12 protein-coding genes and 2 pseudogenes are annotated in these 15,917 nt (G+C 72.2%); 11 read left to right on the top strand and 3 right to left on the bottom strand.

The features are described 5' to 3' along the window. The first annotated feature begins 46 nt into the window (after positions 1-46). Together mfd and ABZ471_RS06925 are read left to right on the top strand one after the other, a co-directional pair. Positions 47-3,580: a transcription-repair coupling factor gene (mfd, locus tag ABZ471_RS06930; protein WP_359063237.1), complete on the top strand. Its 3,534-nt coding sequence runs from the start codon at positions 47-49 to the stop codon at positions 3,578-3,580. Positions 3,581-3,602: 22 nt separating this feature from the next. After that, positions 3,603-3,962, top strand: coding sequence for a MerR family transcriptional regulator (locus tag ABZ471_RS06925; protein WP_359063235.1), 360 nt, complete (start codon positions 3,603-3,605; stop codon positions 3,960-3,962). Positions 3,963-3,987: 25 nt separating this feature from the next. Here the strand turns inward: ABZ471_RS06925 and ABZ471_RS06920 are convergent. Then, positions 3,988-4,368, bottom strand: a pseudogene (locus ABZ471_RS06920) (SDR family oxidoreductase); the annotation flags it as partial. Between ABZ471_RS06920 and ABZ471_RS06915 the strand changes: the two are divergent. The 3 genes and pseudogenes from ABZ471_RS06915 to ABZ471_RS06905 form a co-directional block, all read left to right on the top strand. Beyond that, positions 4,369-4,689, top strand: a pseudogene (locus ABZ471_RS06915) (hypothetical protein); the annotation flags it as partial. A 187-nt stretch (positions 4,690-4,876) separates the two neighbouring features. Then, positions 4,877-5,602, top strand: a complete 726-nt coding sequence (locus tag ABZ471_RS06910; RefSeq protein WP_359063234.1) for an HNH endonuclease family protein — start codon at positions 4,877-4,879, stop codon at positions 5,600-5,602. A gap of 232 nt (positions 5,603-5,834) precedes the next feature. Beyond that, positions 5,835-6,578, top strand: coding sequence for an N-acetyltransferase (locus ABZ471_RS06905; protein ID WP_359063232.1), 744 nt, complete (start codon positions 5,835-5,837; stop codon positions 6,576-6,578). 96 nt (positions 6,579-6,674) lie between these two features. Here ABZ471_RS06905 and ABZ471_RS06900 read toward each other — a convergent pair whose 3' ends face one another. Together ABZ471_RS06900 and ABZ471_RS06895 are read right to left on the bottom strand one after the other, a co-directional pair. Then, the gene (locus ABZ471_RS06900) at positions 6,675-7,391 is read right to left on the bottom strand and encodes a hypothetical protein (RefSeq protein ID WP_359063230.1); all 717 of its coding nucleotides are present in this window, start codon (positions 7,389-7,391) and stop codon (positions 6,675-6,677) included. 334 nt (positions 7,392-7,725) lie between these two features. Continuing rightward, complete coding sequence (locus tag ABZ471_RS06895) at positions 7,726-8,148, bottom strand: hypothetical protein (RefSeq protein WP_359063228.1); 423 nt, start codon at positions 8,146-8,148, stop codon at positions 7,726-7,728. Between the two features lie 189 nt (positions 8,149-8,337). Between ABZ471_RS06895 and ABZ471_RS06890 the strand changes: the two genes are divergently transcribed. The 6 genes from ABZ471_RS06890 to ABZ471_RS06865 all read left to right on the top strand — a co-directional run bounded on the left by ABZ471_RS06890 (position 8,338) and on the right by ABZ471_RS06865 (position 15,870). Then, positions 8,338-10,569: an N-6 DNA methylase gene (locus ABZ471_RS06890; RefSeq protein WP_359063366.1), complete on the top strand. Its 2,232-nt coding sequence runs from the start codon at positions 8,338-8,340 to the stop codon at positions 10,567-10,569. Positions 10,570-10,719: 150 nt separating this feature from the next. Next, entirely contained in the window at positions 10,720-11,358 is a 639-nt protein-coding gene (locus ABZ471_RS06885) for a hypothetical protein (protein WP_359063226.1), read from the top strand. A 38-nt stretch (positions 11,359-11,396) separates the two neighbouring features. Beyond that, complete coding sequence (locus ABZ471_RS06880) at positions 11,397-12,890, top strand: serine/threonine-protein kinase (protein ID WP_359063364.1); 1,494 nt, start codon at positions 11,397-11,399, stop codon at positions 12,888-12,890. Between the two features lie 121 nt (positions 12,891-13,011). Then, positions 13,012-13,839, top strand: coding sequence for a glycoside hydrolase domain-containing protein (locus ABZ471_RS06875; RefSeq protein ID WP_359063225.1), 828 nt, complete (start codon positions 13,012-13,014; stop codon positions 13,837-13,839). A 160-nt stretch (positions 13,840-13,999) separates the two neighbouring features. Beyond that, a complete protein-coding gene (locus ABZ471_RS06870) occupies positions 14,000-14,650 on the top strand; it encodes a SurA N-terminal domain-containing protein (RefSeq protein WP_359063224.1) in 651 nt (216 codons plus the stop codon). Positions 14,651-14,871: 221 nt separating this feature from the next. Next, positions 14,872-15,870: a nucleoside triphosphate pyrophosphohydrolase gene (locus ABZ471_RS06865; RefSeq protein WP_359063222.1), complete on the top strand. Its 999-nt coding sequence runs from the start codon at positions 14,872-14,874 to the stop codon at positions 15,868-15,870. Positions 15,871-15,917: the final 47 nt, after the last annotated feature.

The following is a 15,917-nucleotide window of genomic DNA, read 5'->3' as shown; positions in this document are numbered from 1 at the left end:
AGTCGGGTTATTCGCGTTGCCCACACCCGGACGGAAAGCCTCCTCCATGAGCCTGCACGGTCTGCTCGACGCCCTAGTCAAGGACCCCGCCCTCGCGGAAGCGATCACGGCGGCCGCGGACGGCAACCGCATGCACGTCGACCTCGTCGGCCCGCCCGCCGCCCGCCCCTTCGCGATCGCCGCCCTCGCCCGCGAGGCCGCCCGCCCGGTGCTCGCGGTGACGGCGACGGGCCGCGAGGCCGAGGACCTGGCGGCGGCCCTGCGCTCGCTGCTGCCCCCGGAGGGCGTCGTGGAGTACCCCTCCTGGGAGACCCTGCCGCACGAGCGCCTCAGCCCGCGCAGCGACACCGTCGGCCGCCGCCTCGCCGTCCTGCGCCGCCTCGCCCACCCGAGCCCCGACGACCCCGAGACCGGCCCGGTCTCCGTGGTCGTCGCACCCGTGCGCTCGGTCCTCCAGCCGCAGGTCAAGGGCCTCGGCGACCTGGAGCCGGTGTCCCTGAGGACGGGCCGCAGCGCCGACCTGAACGAAGTCGTGGAAGCCCTCGCGGCGGCCGCCTACGCGCGCGTGGAGCTGGTCGAGAAGCGCGGCGAGTTCGCCGTACGCGGCGGCATCCTGGACGTGTTCCCGCCCACCGAGGAACACCCCCTGCGCATCGAGTTCTGGGGCGACGACGTCGAGGAGATCCGCTACTTCAAGGTCGCCGACCAGCGCTCCCTCGAAGTCGCCGAGCACGGCCTGTGGGCCCCGCCCTGCCGCGAACTCCTGCTGACCGAGGACGTCCGCACCCGCGCGCGTGCCCTCGCCGAACAACACCCGGAACTGGGCGAACTGCTCGGCAGGATCGCCGAGGGCATCGCGGTGGAGGGCATGGAGTCCCTGGCGCCGGTCCTGGTGGACGACATGGAGCTGCTGGTCGACGTCCTGCCCAAGGGCTCCATGGCCGTCGTGTGCGACCCGGAGCGGGTACGCACGCGTGCCGCCGACCTCGTCGCCACCTCCCAGGAGTTCCTGCAGGCCTCCTGGGCCGCCACCGCAGGCGGCGGCGAGGCCCCGATCGACGTCGGCGCGGCCTCCCTGTGGTCCATCGCCGACGTCCGCGACCGCGCCCGCGAGCTGGACATGATGTGGTGGTCCGTCTCGCCCTTCGCCGCCGACGAGGAGCTCGACGCGGACACCCTCAAGCTCGCCATGCACGCCCCCGAGACCTACCGCGGCGACACCGCCAAGGCCCTCGCCGACACCAAGGGCTGGCTCGCCGACGGCTGGCGCACGGTCTTCGTCACCGAGGGCCACGGCCCCGCCGCCCGCACGGTCGAGGTGCTCGGCGGCGAGGGCATCGCCGCCCGCCTGGACGCCGACCTCGGCGAGCTGAGCCCCTCCCTGGTGCACGTCTCCTGCGGTTCGATCGACTACGGCTTCGTGGACCCGTCGCTCCGGCTCGCCGTCCTCACCGAGACCGACCTGACCGGCCAGAAGGCCGCGGGCAAGGACGGCGCCCGCATGCCGGCCCGCCGCCGCAAGACCATCGACCCGCTCACCCTGGAGCCGGGCGACTACATCGTCCATGAGCAGCACGGCGTCGGCCGCTACATCGAGATGGTCCAGCGCACCGTGCAGGGCGCCACCCGCGAATACCTGGTCGTCGAGTATGCCCCCGCCAAGCGCGGCCAGCCCGGCGACCGCCTCTACATCCCCACCGACCAGCTGGAGCAGATCACCAAGTACGTCGGCGGCGAAGCCCCCACCCTGCACCGCCTCGGTGGCGCGGACTGGACGAAGACCAAGGCGCGCGCCAAGAAGGCCGTCAAGGAGATCGCCGCCGACCTGATCAAGCTCTACAGCGCCCGCATGGCCGCCCCCGGCCACGCCTTCGGTACCGACTCGCCCTGGCAGCGCGAGCTGGAGGACGCCTTCCCCTACGCGGAGACCCCAGACCAGCTCACCACCATCGCCGAGGTCAAGGAGGACATGGAGAAGTCCGTCCCCATGGACCGCCTGATCTGCGGCGACGTCGGCTACGGCAAGACCGAGATCGCGGTCCGCGCCGCCTTCAAGGCCGTACAGGACGGCAAGCAGGTCGCCGTCCTCGTCCCCACGACCCTGCTGGTGCAGCAGCACTTCGGCACGTTCTCCGAGCGGTACTCGCAGTTCCCGGTGAACGTGCGGGCACTCTCCCGCTTCCAGACCGACACCGAGGCGAAGACGACCCTGGAGGGGCTCAAGGACGGCGCGGTCGACGTCGTCATCGGCACCCATCGACTCTTCTCCTCGGAGACCAGGTTCAAGGACCTCGGCCTGGTCATCGTCGACGAGGAGCAGCGCTTCGGCGTCGAGCACAAGGAGCAGCTGAAGAAGCTCCGCGCCAACGTCGACGTGCTGACCATGTCCGCGACACCGATCCCGCGCACCCTGGAGATGGCGGTCACCGGCATCCGCGAGATGTCCACGATCACCACCCCGCCCGAGGAGCGGCACCCGGTGCTCACCTTCGTCGGGCCGTACGAGGAGAAGCAGATCGGCGCGGCCATCCGCCGCGAACTGCTGCGCGAGGGCCAGGTCTTCTACATCCACAACCGGGTCGAGTCCATCGACCGTGCGGCGGCGAGACTGCGCGAGATCGTCCCCGAGGCACGCATCGCCACCGCCCACGGCCAGATGTCGGAATCCGCCCTGGAGCAGGTGGTCGTCGACTTCTGGGAGAAGAAGTTCGACGTCCTGGTGTCGACCACGATCGTCGAGTCCGGCATCGACATCTCCAACGCCAACACGCTGATCGTGGAGCGCGGTGACACCTTCGGCCTGTCCCAGCTGCACCAGCTGCGCGGCCGCGTGGGACGAGGCAGGGAACGCGGCTACTCCTACTTCCTGTACCCCCCGGAGAAGCCGCTCACGGAGACCGCGCACGAGCGCCTGGCGACGATCGCCCAGCACACCGAGATGGGCGCGGGCATGTACGTGGCGATGAAGGACCTGGAGATCCGCGGCGCCGGAAACCTGCTCGGCGGCGAGCAGTCCGGGCACATCGCGGGCGTCGGCTTCGACCTGTACGTGCGCATGGTCGGCGAAGCCGTCGCCGACTACCGGCGGCAGCTGGAGACCGGCGAGATCGAGGAGGAACCCCCGCTCGAGGTCAAGATCGAGCTGCCCGTCGACGCCCACGTCCCGCACGACTACGCGCCCGGCGAACGGCTGCGCCTGCAGGCCTACCGCGCCATCGCCTCCGCCAACTCCGAGGAGGACATCAAGGCCGTCCGCGAGGAACTCACCGACCGCTACGGCAAGCTGCCCGAACCGGTGGAGAACCTGCTGCTGGTCGCCGGGCTCAGAATGCTCGCGCGCGCGTGCGGCGTCGGCGAGATCGTCCTGCAGGGCACCAACATCCGCTTCGCACCGGTGGAGTTGCGCGAGTCGCAGGAGCTGCGGGTCAAGCGGCTGTACCCGGGCACGGTCATCAAGCCGGCCGTCCACCAGCTGCTGGTCCCGCGCCCCAAGACCGCGAAGGTGGGCGGCAAGCCGCTCGTCGGCCGCGAACTGCTGGGCTGGGTGGGGGAGTTCCTCGCCTCGATCCTCGGGTCGTAGACAGCGGAGGGGGGCGCTCGGCATGCGGATCGGCGAGCTGGCGGAGGCGACCGGGGCGACACCGCGCGCCCTGCGGCACTACGAGCAGGAGGGCCTGATCATCTCCGAACGCGCCGCCAACGGCTATCGCGAGTACGACACCGGTGCGCTCGTCCGCGTCCGCAACATCAGGCACCTTCTGGACGCCGGCCTCACCCTGGACGACGTACGGGTCTTCCTGCCCTGCCTGGACGGCGACGTCACGGCCGGGCCGGTCCCGGCCAAGGCGGTGCGGGTCGCCCTGGACCGTCTGGCCGTGATCGACGCACGGATCGCCGCCCAGGTGGCAGTGCGGGACCGGCTGGCCGCGGCGCTGAGCGAGGTGGGCAGCACGGCTCCGTGAACCGGTGCGCCGGCCCGGGCGCGCGTCAGGCCACCACCGCTCCGCCGTCCACCGGAAGGACCACGCCGGTGACGAAGGAGGCCTGGGGCGAGGCCAGCCGGGTGATCGCCCAGGCGACCTCCTCGGGGCGCCCGACCCGGCCGAGCGGCGTGTGGTCGAGCTGCCACCTGCGGATGGCGGCACGCTCCTCGGGGGTGTAGCCGGAGTGGTCGGCTATCGGCGTCTCGATGGCGCCCGGGGCCACGGCGACCACCCGGATCCCGCGCGGCGCCAGCTCGACCGCCCAGCTGCGGGTCAGCACCTCCAGGGCCGCCTTGCCCGCCGCGTACAGCGAGTTGCCGGGCCAGCCGCGCTGGCCGACGGAGGTCGTCACGTTCACCACCACGCCCCGGCTCTCCTCCAGGGAGCCGAACTGCCCTGGCCCGAAGCCCCGCACCTCCAGTTCTGACAGACGGCCACGATCCTGCGCGAACACCGTGGCGACGGCCACATAGCAGCCCTGCTCCTCGCGGACCTCGACCCGTCGAGCGGTACGGCCACGGAGGCGGGCCGCCCCTTGCGCCGCAGCGTGGAGGAACACACCGACCGCCTCGCCGTCGGCCCCTGGCAGACCTTCGGCCGGTCCGCCCCCGAACGGCTCGCCGATCTCCTGGGCGACTACCGGGTCGCTGTCGTGCCCTCCGGACTGCTGCCCTCGGAATCCACCCTGGGCATGGGCAAGGGGTGAGCGGGCGCACAGACCCGCCCGCCGGGCTCCCCCTCCGGGGCGCCACATGCCCCAACTCGCTTCCTTCTTGCCCCGAATCGCCCCTTTAGGTGCCATCTGCCGGGCGGTACACGCCCGTTACCGTGGGGGACAGGAACGATCCGCCCGCAAGACCGGCGCGGACCAGGGCGAGCAAGGGGGACGCATCGTGACGCGTCTGAGGGGCGGGGCGGTCACCGCGGTGGTCGTCATGACGGTCGCCGTGGCCGGCTGCACGGGTGAGCAGACCAAGGGGTCATCGGGACCCGAAGGGACAAGGGGCGGGGGAGGGGGCGGGGCCCTGACCGCCGTCGACTCACTGACCGTCAAGGGCCGAGCTCCGAAGACCGGTTACTCCCGGGCCCGGTTCGGCACCGCCTGGGCCGACACCGACTCCAACTCCTGCGACACCCGCGACGACATACTCAAGCGCGATCTGAAGGAGGTGAAGTTCACCGGCGGCACCTGCAAGGTCACCTACGGCCTCCTTGAGCCCGACCCTTACTCCGGCAAGGACATCACGTACCGGCGCGGTCGCAGCCAGGTCGACATCGACCACGTCGTCGCCCTCTCGGACGCCTGGCAGAAGGGCGCGAAGTACTGGGACCCCAGCAAGCGCATAGCCCTGGCCAACGACCCCCTCAACTTTCTCGCGGTCGATGCGAGCACCAACCGCGGCAAAGGCGACGGGGACACGGCCACCTGGGTCCCGCCCCACAAGGCCTACCGCTGCACCTATGTGGCCGCCCAGGTGGCCGTGAAGAAGAAGTACGGCCTGTGGGTCACCGCCGCCGAGAAGGCCGCGATGAAGGAGGTCCTCGCCGCCTGCCCGAGCCAGAAACTGCCCACGGGCGGCAACCCGACGAAGGCCCCGGAGCGGTTCCGCGCGCGGTGAGCCGGGCCGGGTCCGTCGGGTCGCCGAAACGCGAGCGTGCCGGACGCTGCCCGGCACGCAGCACGGCGGAATGCCTGACCTTCTGTGGGACGACGTCAAGTGTCCTCGCCCCCGACCCGGGCCTCTGTCCACCGGCCCCCGGCTGAGTCCGCCTCGCGCGCCGTACCCCCGGCCGCCGGGGACCTGCTTGTCCGGTTTCCGCGCCGCGACCGTACCGCCTACGGTGACCTGCATGGACGTACACGTGAGCAGCCTTGCCGAGCGCCCCGACCGGCTTCCGGCGGTCTTCGGGATGGCCGACACATGGCCCGAGTTCGTCACCAACGACCCCGTGGGAAGTGCCCACTACGGCCGTATCGCCGCCGAACTGCCGGAGTACGCGCTGTTCGCCGAGGACGACCGGGGCGAGGTCGTCGCCCACGCCTACAGCGTGCCCTTCTCCCTCGCCGCCGAGGGCCGCGGCACCCTGCCCGCCCGGGGCTGGGACCAGACCCTGCTGTGGGCCTTCGCCGACCTGCGCCGCGGCACCCGCCCCGACACGGTCAGCGCGATCTCCGTCGTCATCGCCCCGCACGCCCAGGGCCACGGCCTGTCCGCCGTCATGCTCTCGGCGATGCGCGACAACGCCCGCGCCCGCGGCTTCCGCGAGGTCGTCGCGCCGGTCCGCCCCAGCGCCAAGCACCGCGAGCCGCACACCCCGATCACCGAGTACGCCCACCGGGTTCGCCCCGACGGACTGCCGGAGGACCCGTGGCTGCGCGTCCACGCCCGCGTCGGCGCCACCATCGACTCGATCGCCCCGGCCTCCATGACCGTGGGCGCCTCGTTGGAGGAGTGGCGCCGCTGGACCGGGCTGCCCTTCGACACCCCGGGAGACGTGGAGGTGCCCGGCGCGCTGGTCCCGGTCCGCTGCGAACCGGAGCGCGGGTACGCCGTCTACGTCGAACCCAACGTATGGATGCGGCACCCGCTGTGACCCGGTGCCGGGCCCGGGCCGGCAGCAGCCGCCCTGCGCGTCCGGCTGCCGGCCCGGTGGATCCGGTGGATCAGGTCGATCTGCCCGCCGTGCGGATCACGCGGACGTCTTGCCCTTCAACAGCCCCAGAATCTGGGTCGTCAGCTTCTTCGCGCTCGCCGCACCGTTGTCGCTGCCGGCGGTGGACAGCACGGTGACCACGGAGTTGCCGGAACGGGCCGCGATGAGGGTGGTGCCGCTCTCCCAGGTGCCGCTCGTCAGCGTCATCGTGTAGGCCTCGTCACCGAGCCCGGCCGTGGACCGGCCCGTCACCTTCACCTTGGCGTGTGCATCGGTGTCCGTGAACGTGGCGCACTGGGTGGCGACGGACCGCAGCTCCTGCATCACCGTCTTCGCCGTGGTTCCCTGGAACTGGTCGATCTCCTGGGCCAGTTCCTCGGTCTTGTCCTGGTTCACGTAGTCGTCCTGCACGAACGACACGCCCCCCTTGAAACCGGACACCTGGATCCAGGACGTGGCCTCCAGTCTGGTGCAGTCGGGCTTTGCGGTGTTCCTGCTGGACACCGCGAGGAACTGGCCCCCGCTGTCCGAGACACCGTCGGCCTCGCGGGCGAACCCGGACGGGAAGGCCGACGCGGGCGCCAGCACCTTCTTGAGCTGCGTACCGGTGAGCAGACCGGCGTTGGGGTTTGCCGCCTTGGCCGGCTTGGCGCTCGCGTCGGTGTCGGAGGAGGAACCGGAGGAGCAGGCGGAAAGGGCCAGGGGGAGCGCCGCGACGGCGGCCAGGGTGGCGATACGGCACGGGAGACGCATGACAGTCCTTCAAGAAGAGAGGTGAAACGGGGGAGTGTGTACGGCATGCCGTACGGCGTCCGGAGCCGGTGCGCCCTCGGGCGCCGGGCCCGGGAACCGTTGAGCGGGGCCGCACGAGTGGGGGGTGCAGAGAATAAGCAGGTCAGGGCCACAGAACGATGACCGAAGCTTCAAAGGCTGGTCAAAGCGGGCGTCGATCCTCGACGTTTCGCCTGTGGTGAAGAGGTCTTGGGATGTGCGGTGGTCCCATGGCGGTTCCTCGCTCGGAGAGAAGTGGTGAGTGGTGGTGCGGCCGCGGCAGGCGGCCGCATCCCGACGCTGACCGGAAGGCGGATCAGGCCGTCCTCTTCCAGTCGCTGCAGCCGGTCGTCCTGAAGTAGGCGTCCGTGGAGCGGATGGTGACGAGGGCCGTGCCGGTCACGTTGTTGTGGGCGATGACGGAGTCGGGTCCCTGTCCGGCGTCCGCGGTGCGCTCCCAGTGGCACATGCCGTCGGTGTTGCCGGTGGTGCGGTAGGTGCCGGGCTTGATGTCCGAGCCGACCTGGTAGTCGCCGTCCCCGTCGAAGGCGGCCTTCTCCTCGGCAGCCTCGGCGCCGCCCGAGTTCTTCTTCCCCTCGGGCTGGTGCGCGGTGGATGCCGAAGAGTGTGTGCCGCTGCTGCCGGAGCCGCCGTCGCTGTTGCCGGCGTTCGCGGACACGACACCGATGACGACGACCCCCACGACGGCGCTCAGCGCGATCTGGCCCTTCATTCCCATGGCGGGAACCCCTCCCTGGCGTGGCGACCGCTCCCTCCCGCTGGCCGCTCGTTCGCTGGGTCAATAAGATCAGAGTCTGTGAACCGAGTCAACACGATTCACAGGATGGGTTGTGTACACGAGCGTGAATGCATGGATCTTGTGTACGCCGGTATGCTCGGCGCACACGGGACGAGGGGAGTGGGGCCGGTGCGGGACAACGCGACAGAGGTGACCGCAGCCGGTATCGCCCGGCTCGCCGGAGTGGGCCGTGCCGCCGTCAGCAACTGGCGTCGCCGGCACGGCGACTTCCCCAAGCCGGTCGGCGGCACCGAGACCAGTCCGTCGTTCGCCCTGGCCGAGGTGGAGGCGTGGCTGCGCAAGCAGGGCAAGCTCGCCGAAGTCCCGCTGCGCGAACGGGTCTGGCAGCAGCTCGCCGGCCATCCCGAGGGGCCGGTCGCCGCCCTGGTGCATGCGGGGTGCGTCCTGCTGCTCATCCATGAGCGCCCCACCGTCTGGCTCGATGTGAGTGCCGGCTCCGACGAGCGGCTGGCAGCGATGCTGCCGGGTGCGCTGGAGCAGGTGCTCGGGCCGCGTTTCGGTGCCGGGTACGGCCGCGGTGTTCACACGGACCGGGCGGCGGGCGCCTCATCCGCTGTGAACAGCCCGCTTTCTGTGAATTCCGGTCCGGCAGTTCACGCCGAGGCTCGCTCCTCCCGAGCTCCGGGCGCCGTGAACACGCCACCTGGTGTGAACACCCCACCGACCGCGCACAACGCACCCGCCGCGCACAACGCACCCGCCGTCCACGGCGCCCCCGCGATCCACACCCCGACAGGCCCCCAACTCCTCCCCTCCGTCCCCCTCCTGCGCGGTGCCGCCGAGCTGGCCGCCGAGCTGGGGGCGCGGCAGACCTTCGAGTTCCTGCTGGGCCGGCACCTGGACGCCAATCCACGCCAGTACACGCTCACCCCGGCCGAACTCGCCCGCCTGATGGCCGACCTCGCCGGCCCCGCCCGTACCGTCCTCGACCCGGCCTGCGGCACCGGCGCCCTGCTGCGCGCCGTGGACACCCGCCCCGACCAGCAGCTGTACGCCCAGGACAGCGCCCCCGACCTCGCCGCACTGACCGCGCTGCGGCTCGCGCTCCACGCCCGTGCCACCGTGCACGGTGCCGTCGGCGACACCCTGCGCGGCGATGCCTACCCGGAGCTGCGCGCCGACGCCGTCCTGTGCCACCCGCCGTTCAACGAGCGCAACTGGGGCCACGACGAACTCGCCTACGACCCGCGCTGGGAGTACGGCTTCCCCGCGCGCACCGAGTCCGAGCTGGCCTGGGTGCAGCACGCGCTGGCCCGGCTGAGCGAGGGCGGCACCGCCGTCCTGCTCATGCCGCCGGCCGCGGCCTCGCGCCGTTCCGGGCGCCGGATCCGGGCCGACCTGCTGCGCCGGGGCGCGCTGCGGGCCGTGGTCGCGCTGCCGGTCGGGGCGGCGCCGCCGTACAACATCCCGCTCCATGTGTGGGTGTTGGCCCGGCCCGACCGGACGCCCGCGGCTCCCGAGGTGCTGCTCGCCGACACCGGGCGGTTCGCGGGCGAGGCGCGTGGCGGTCCGGACTGGCAGGCGGTCCGGGACGCCGTCCTGGACGCCTGGCGCGCCTTCGCGCGCGCGGGGCGGCTGGAGGACCGGCCGGGGCTGGCGCGTTCCGTGCCGGTCATCGAACTGCTCGACGACGACGTGGATCTCGCCCCCGCGCGCCATCTGCCGCCCCCGTCCGTGGCCGACGGCGCGGAGCAGCTCGCGGCGGTGCGCGAGCGCCTCGGCGCGACCCTGCGGCTGACCGCCGACCTCACCCCGCCCTCCGCGGACCCGGGGGCTCCCGCGCGCTGGCCGCTCACCACCGTGGGCGAACTCGCGCGCGGGGGCGCGCTGGTGCTGCGCACCGGCGGAAACGGCGGCCACGCGCGCGTGCCCGTGCTCACCGACCATGACGTGCTCGCCGGAACGGCACCCTCCGGGACGCTTCCGGAGAGCGACGAGGAGGCCGTGCTGACCGAGCCGGGCGATGTGGTCGTACCGGTGCTCGGTGGCGGCTCGGTGGCGCGCGTGATCGACGATGCGACGGGGGGCGCCGCCCTGGGGCGCAGTCTCGTGCTCCTGCGCCCCGATCCCGCGGCGCTCGACCCCTGGTTCCTCGCCGGCTTCCTGCGTGGCACGGCCAACCACCGCCAGGCCAGCAGCTACGCGTCCACGGCCACCCGCCTGGACGTGCGCCGCCTCCAGCTGCCCCGGCTCCCGCTCGACGAACAACGGCGCTACGGCGCGCGCTTCCGCGCACTTGACGATTTCGAGCGGGCGCTGCGCGACGCGAGCCGGCTCGGGGAGCAGCTCGTGCGCGGGATGTACGACGGGCTCACGGACGGCACCGTCGCGCCCGATTGACCGTGGGCCCGGACAACGGTTCGGTACAACCCGGGCCGCTTGTCCGCGCCGGGCCATATGCTCGATGCGACCAGCGCACGAGTGGTGTCGTCCGCCCGGCAGAGCACACGGGGCGGTTCCGTACGCCCATTTCAGGCATCAGGAGCAGTCATGCAAGGCCACGGCTACGCACAGCCGGTGAAGCAGCCGCCGCACCCCGCGGTGCTGGTCTTCCTGCGTGTGCTGTTCGTGGCGGTGGGGGTCCTCAGCATCGGCTTCCTGACGTGGGTGATGCTGCTGCGGCTGGCCGCCGTCACCCGCAGGTCGCTGGACTGGGGCCTGTTCGTGGCGGTGCTGGCGGCCGACATCCTCGCCATCGTGCTGCTGGCCAGCGAGCCCGGCGAGGAGGTCCACACCCCAGGTGGCTACCTGGGGATGACCCTGCTCCTCGGCGCCCTGCCCATCGCGCTCGTGTACTACCTCGCGGCGGACGTCCGGCACTTCCAGAAGCTCCGGGAGGCGTACGCGCGCGGCCCGGCGGTGTCCGGGTACGGCTATCCGCGGCCTCCGGCGCCGTTCACCGCGACCACCGTGGCGCAGACCCCCGCGCCCGTGCGTCCCCCCATGGCGCACACGCCCGTGCCGCAGCCCCCGTTGACCACGCCGCCGCCCCAGCGCCCGGCGCCTGCCAGGATCGACCAGGTGCGCGCCGAGCTGGACGAGCTGAGCGACTACCTGCGCAAGCACGACGGCCACCAGGACGGCCGTGACGACGGCATGCAGGACGCCGGCCACGAGGGCGGACGGTGACCGTGGCGACCGGACGTGTCGTCGCCGGCCGGTACGAACTGTCCACGCTCATCGGACAGGGCGGCATGGGCCAGGTCTGGACGGCGTACGACCAGCGGCTGGACCGGCGGGTGGCGGTGAAGCTGCTGCGCCCCGACAAGGTGGCCGGTCAGGAGGCGGACGAACTGCGCCGCCGCTTCGTGCGCGAGTGCCGGGTCACCGCGCAGGTCGACCACCCGGGCCTGGTCACCGTGCACGACGCGGGCAGCGAGGGCGAGGAGCTGTTCCTCGTCATGCAGTACGTCGACGGCGCCGACCTCTCCGACCACCTCGCCGAGCACGACCCGTACCCGTGGCAGTGGGCGGTCGCGGTGGCCGCGCAGCTGTGCGCCGTGCTGAGCGCCGTGCACGCCGTGCCGATCGTCCACCGCGACCTCAAGCCGCGGAACGTGATGGTGAAGCAGGACGGCACGGTCACCGTCCTCGACCTGGGCGTGGCCTCGGTCATGGACACCGACACCACCCGCCTCACCCACACCGGCTCGCCGATCGGCTCGCCCGCCTACATGGCGCCCGAGCAGGCGATGGGCGGCGCGGTCGGCCCGTACACCGACCTGTACGCGCTCGGCGTGCTGATGCACGAACTGCTCAGCGGGGACGTGCCGTTCGCGGGGTCCACGGCGCTCGGCGTGCTGCACCGGCACCTGTACGAGCCCCCGCTGCCCGTGCGCCGTCTGCGCCCCGAGGTCCCCGAGGCGCTGGAGGCGCTCGTCCTGCGCCTGCTCGCCAAGGACCCGCAGCACCGGCCGGCCTCCGCGCAGGAGGTGTACGAGCACCTGGCGCTGCTCCTGCCCGCGCGCGGGACGCCCACCGGGGCGCCTTTGGACCCCACGCGCCCCTTCTTGCGCCCTCACGCCCCCTGGCCGGACCGCGCGCGGACCCCCGCGCCCCGGCCCGCCCCCGTCGCGCCCGCGCCGGTGGTGACCGAGAAGCCCGATGTCGCCGCCGCCGTCGACGAGGTCAAGCGGCTCCTCGGGGAGGGCCGCATCACCCAGGCCGTGGACATACTCGGCGCGATCCTGCCCGCCGCGGCCGAACAGCACGGCGAGCACTCCCCGGTCGTGCGCACCCTGCGCAAGCAGTACGCGGCCACCCTCATGGACGACGGCCAGTACCGGCGCGCGCTGCCCGAACTGCGCCGCCTCGCCGACGAACGCGCCGCCGAGGCCGGCCAGGCCGACCCCCAGTCCCTGCGCTTCCGCTACGAGGCCGCCCAGTGCCTGGAGCAGCTTGGTGAACCGGCGGCGGCGCTCGCCGAGTACCGCGCGCTGCTGCCGTACTACGAGAACCAGTACGTCGCCGGCGACCCGCAGCTCGCGCACGACGTGCGGCGCCGCATCGGCCACCTGCTGCTCGCCCTCGGGGACCGGCCGGCCGCCCACGACACGCTCGCGCGGCTGCTGATGGACGTGGAGCGCTTCCAGGGCCCCGGACACCCGCTGGCCGCGGACATCCGCCGCACCCTGCAGTGGCTGGGGCAGATGCGCGGCTAGATTTTGCTGTTCCCTGGGAGATTCTTGTCGTCCTCGGGGGATTGTGTTTCCCGAAGCCAGGAACGGCGCCGGATAGGTTGCGCTTCGTTTTGCCAGGTGTACACGAGCAGGGGTGGGGTTCATGGCCGGCCATCGGCAGTCGCAGAAGCGCAGATACGTCACGTGGGCGGTGGCCGGGGCGGCCGTCGTCGCCGGAGCCGGCATCGCCGCGCAGACCTCCATGGCCGCCACCACCTGGCCCGCGCAGAAGACGTTCACCGGTCGCGCCTTCGACACCTGCGCCGCGCCCTCCAAGTCCGCGATGCAGGCCTGGCACACCGGTTTCTACGGCGCCGCCGCCGTCTACGTGGGGGGCAAGAACCGCGGCTGCAACCAGCCCAACCTCACGTCCAAGTGGGTCACGGACGTCACCGCCATGGGCTGGAAGCTCATCCCGATCTACGTCGGCGCCCAGCCGCCCTGCCAGTCCGGCTCCAACCCGGAGAAGCTGACCGCCTCCACCGCCGCCTCCCTGGGCGCGCAGGACGCCGCCGACGCCGTGGCCAAGGCGTCCGCGCTCGGCATGAAGACGGGCAGCCCGATCTACCTCGACATGGAGGCGTACGACAGCACGAACAAGGCGTGCAACGACGCCGTGCTGACCTACGTGCGCGCCTTCGACAAGGGCCTGCACGCCAAGACGTACCGCGCCGGCTACTACGGCTTCACCAGCTCCAGCGCCAAGGCCGTCGCCACCGCCTCTGACAAGACGGACCTGCCGGGCAACCTCTGGTACGCACTGTGGGACAAGCAGAACACCACCACCGCGGACTGGCCGTGGGGCTCCACCCAGTTCACCGGCCACAGCCGCGCCCACCAGTACATGGTCAACAGCAAGGAGACGCGCAACGGCGTCACGATCACCGTCGACCGTGACGCGTGGGACGCGCCGGTGGCCGTCACCGGCTGACCGGAGCCCACGGGCCGCAATCCCTCCCGGGGCGGCGCGGCGGTGCCCGAAGCACGCGTGAATCGTTGGTCGAATGGGTTGGCCGCAGCCTGCCCACTGCCTACCATCGATCACCGCAAGAACTTTGTGCACCGTCGCACAATCTCCTCGGGAGGTCTCCTTGCACCGCCGCCGTCGCACCGCGCTCGTCCTCTCCGCCGCGATCGCCGCCGCGGCACCCCTCCTCACCGCCTGCGGAAACGATGCGCACCCCGGTGCCGCGGCCGTCGTGGGAGGGCAGCGGATCACCGTCGCCCAGCTGGAGAACCGGGTCAACGAGGTACGCAAGGCACAGCGGGCCGCGGTGCCGGACGAGACCCAGTACCAGCAGGTCCTCGCCTCCACCAGCAGCCTCACCCGCGACACCCTGCACAACATGGTCCTCGACCGGGTGCTGCACCGCGCCGCGCAGGACAAGGGCATCACGGTGACCCGCAAGGAGGTCATCGAGATGCGCACCGGCCTGGAGACGCAGGCAGGCGGCATCAAGGGGCTGGAGGCGGCCTGGCTGCAGAAGTACGGCATCGCGCCCGAGCGCCTGGACGAGAACCTCCGCCTCCAGATCGAGGCGCAGAAGCTCGCCGCGAAGCTCGGCACCGACACCGGCCAGCCCGCCTTCTGGAAGGCACTGTCCCAGGCCTCCGGGGAACTCCACGTCGACCTCAACCCGCGCTACGGCTCCTGGGACGTGCAGAAGAGCAGCCGCGTGGACGCCAAGACACCGTGGGTGCGCGAGGTCACGGCGACCGGAATGCAGCAGCAGACGGCGTAGCCGGGGGCTTCCGGGAGTGCTGTGACGGTCCGGCAGCGCCCGGGTCCGGCCGGACCCGGGCGACGTCGAATCCGACAGCGGTCGGGGCAGTGGTCGGGGCGCCGGCCGGCGACGGGTTCGGCAGCCGTCGACAGAAGGCCGTCGGTCATACGATCACATGACCCCTCTGGCCCTGTGGACAACCGATCACGTCCCCCTTCGCCGTGGGCTACGTTCGGATCGTGAACGCAACCAGTCCCGAAGCCGCCCCCGGCCGCGTCGTCCTGCTCACCACCAGCCACCGTGTCGCGCCCGGCCTGCTGTCCTGGCCCGCCTGGCAGGCGCTGCGCGCCGCCGACGCGGTGCTGTGCGCGGACGGCGCGCATCCGCAGCTGCCCTATCTGCGGGAGGCCGGCATATCCGTGGCGGAGGCGTCCCCCGCCGCCCAGGAGCTGGTCGACGCCTGCGCCGGCGGCCGGACGGTGGTGGTCGTGGCCACGGGAGAGGGAGAGCCCGCCCTCACCGACGGCCTGGCACGCCTGGCCGGCTCCGGCAGGGTGCAGATGCCGGAGCTGGAGCTGCTGCCCGCCTCCTACGACCTGCCCGGTGCCCGCCTCCTCGACCTCGTCCAGGTCATGGACCGCATCCGCGCCGAATGCCCCTGGTCGTCCCGGCAGACCCACAAGGGCCTGGCCAAGTACGGCATCGAGGAGGCGTACGAACTGGTCGAGGCGATCGAGGCCGGCGACCGCGAGGAGCTGCGGGAGGAGCTGGGCGACGTCCTGCTCCAGGTCGTCTTCCACTCCCGCATCGCCGAGGAGGACCCGGACGCGCCGTTCTCCGTCGACGACGTGGCCGGTGGCATCGTCGCCAAGCTGATCCACCGCCATCCGCACGTCTTCGGTGAGGAGAAGGCCGAGACGCCGGAGGACGTCAAGGAGCACTGGCTGCGCACCAAGGCCGAGGAGAAGCGGCGCACCTCGGTCACGGAGGGCGTCCCCCTCGGCCAGCCCGGCCTCGCCCTCTCCGCCAAGCTCGCCTCCCGTGCCCGCACGGCGGGCCTCGACGTCCCGCTCCCGCAGGGGGACGGCATCGGCTACGAGCTGCTGGCGCTGGCGGTGCGGGCCGAGGCGGACGGTGTCGACCCGGAGACGGCACTGCGGGCGGCGGCGCGGGTGTACCGGGACGCGATCCGGGCGGCGGAAAGCGAAGGGGAGAGCGACGCAGAGGGAAGGAGATGACGGGAAGGAGGAAGGGCTAGCCGCCCTACGGGCCGTCAGACCGCCTG

It is taken from the genome of Streptomyces sp. NPDC005728 (genome assembly GCF_040630895.1).
Taxonomy (GTDB): domain Bacteria; phylum Actinomycetota; class Actinomycetes; order Streptomycetales; family Streptomycetaceae; genus Streptomyces.
This window is presented reverse-complemented; position numbering and strand designations above follow the sequence as displayed.

Excerpts from the sequence above, each read along its gene's own strand:
- mfd (WP_359063237.1), top strand. The coding sequence starts at position 47 with ATGAGCCTGCACGGTCTGCTCGACGCCCTAGTCAAGGACCCCGCCCTC.
- ABZ471_RS06925 (WP_359063235.1), top strand. The coding sequence starts at position 3,603 with ATGCGGATCGGCGAGCTGGCGGAGGCGACCGGGGCGACACCGCGCGCC.
- ABZ471_RS06905 (WP_359063232.1), top strand. The coding sequence starts at position 5,835 with ATGGACGTACACGTGAGCAGCCTTGCCGAGCGCCCCGACCGGCTTCCG.
- ABZ471_RS06900 (WP_359063230.1), bottom strand. The coding sequence starts at position 7,391 with ATGCGTCTCCCGTGCCGTATCGCCACCCTGGCCGCCGTCGCGGCGCTC.
- ABZ471_RS06895 (WP_359063228.1), bottom strand. The coding sequence starts at position 8,148 with ATGGGAATGAAGGGCCAGATCGCGCTGAGCGCCGTCGTGGGGGTCGTC.
- ABZ471_RS06885 (WP_359063226.1), top strand. The coding sequence starts at position 10,720 with ATGCAAGGCCACGGCTACGCACAGCCGGTGAAGCAGCCGCCGCACCCC.
- ABZ471_RS06875 (WP_359063225.1), top strand. The coding sequence starts at position 13,012 with ATGGCCGGCCATCGGCAGTCGCAGAAGCGCAGATACGTCACGTGGGCG.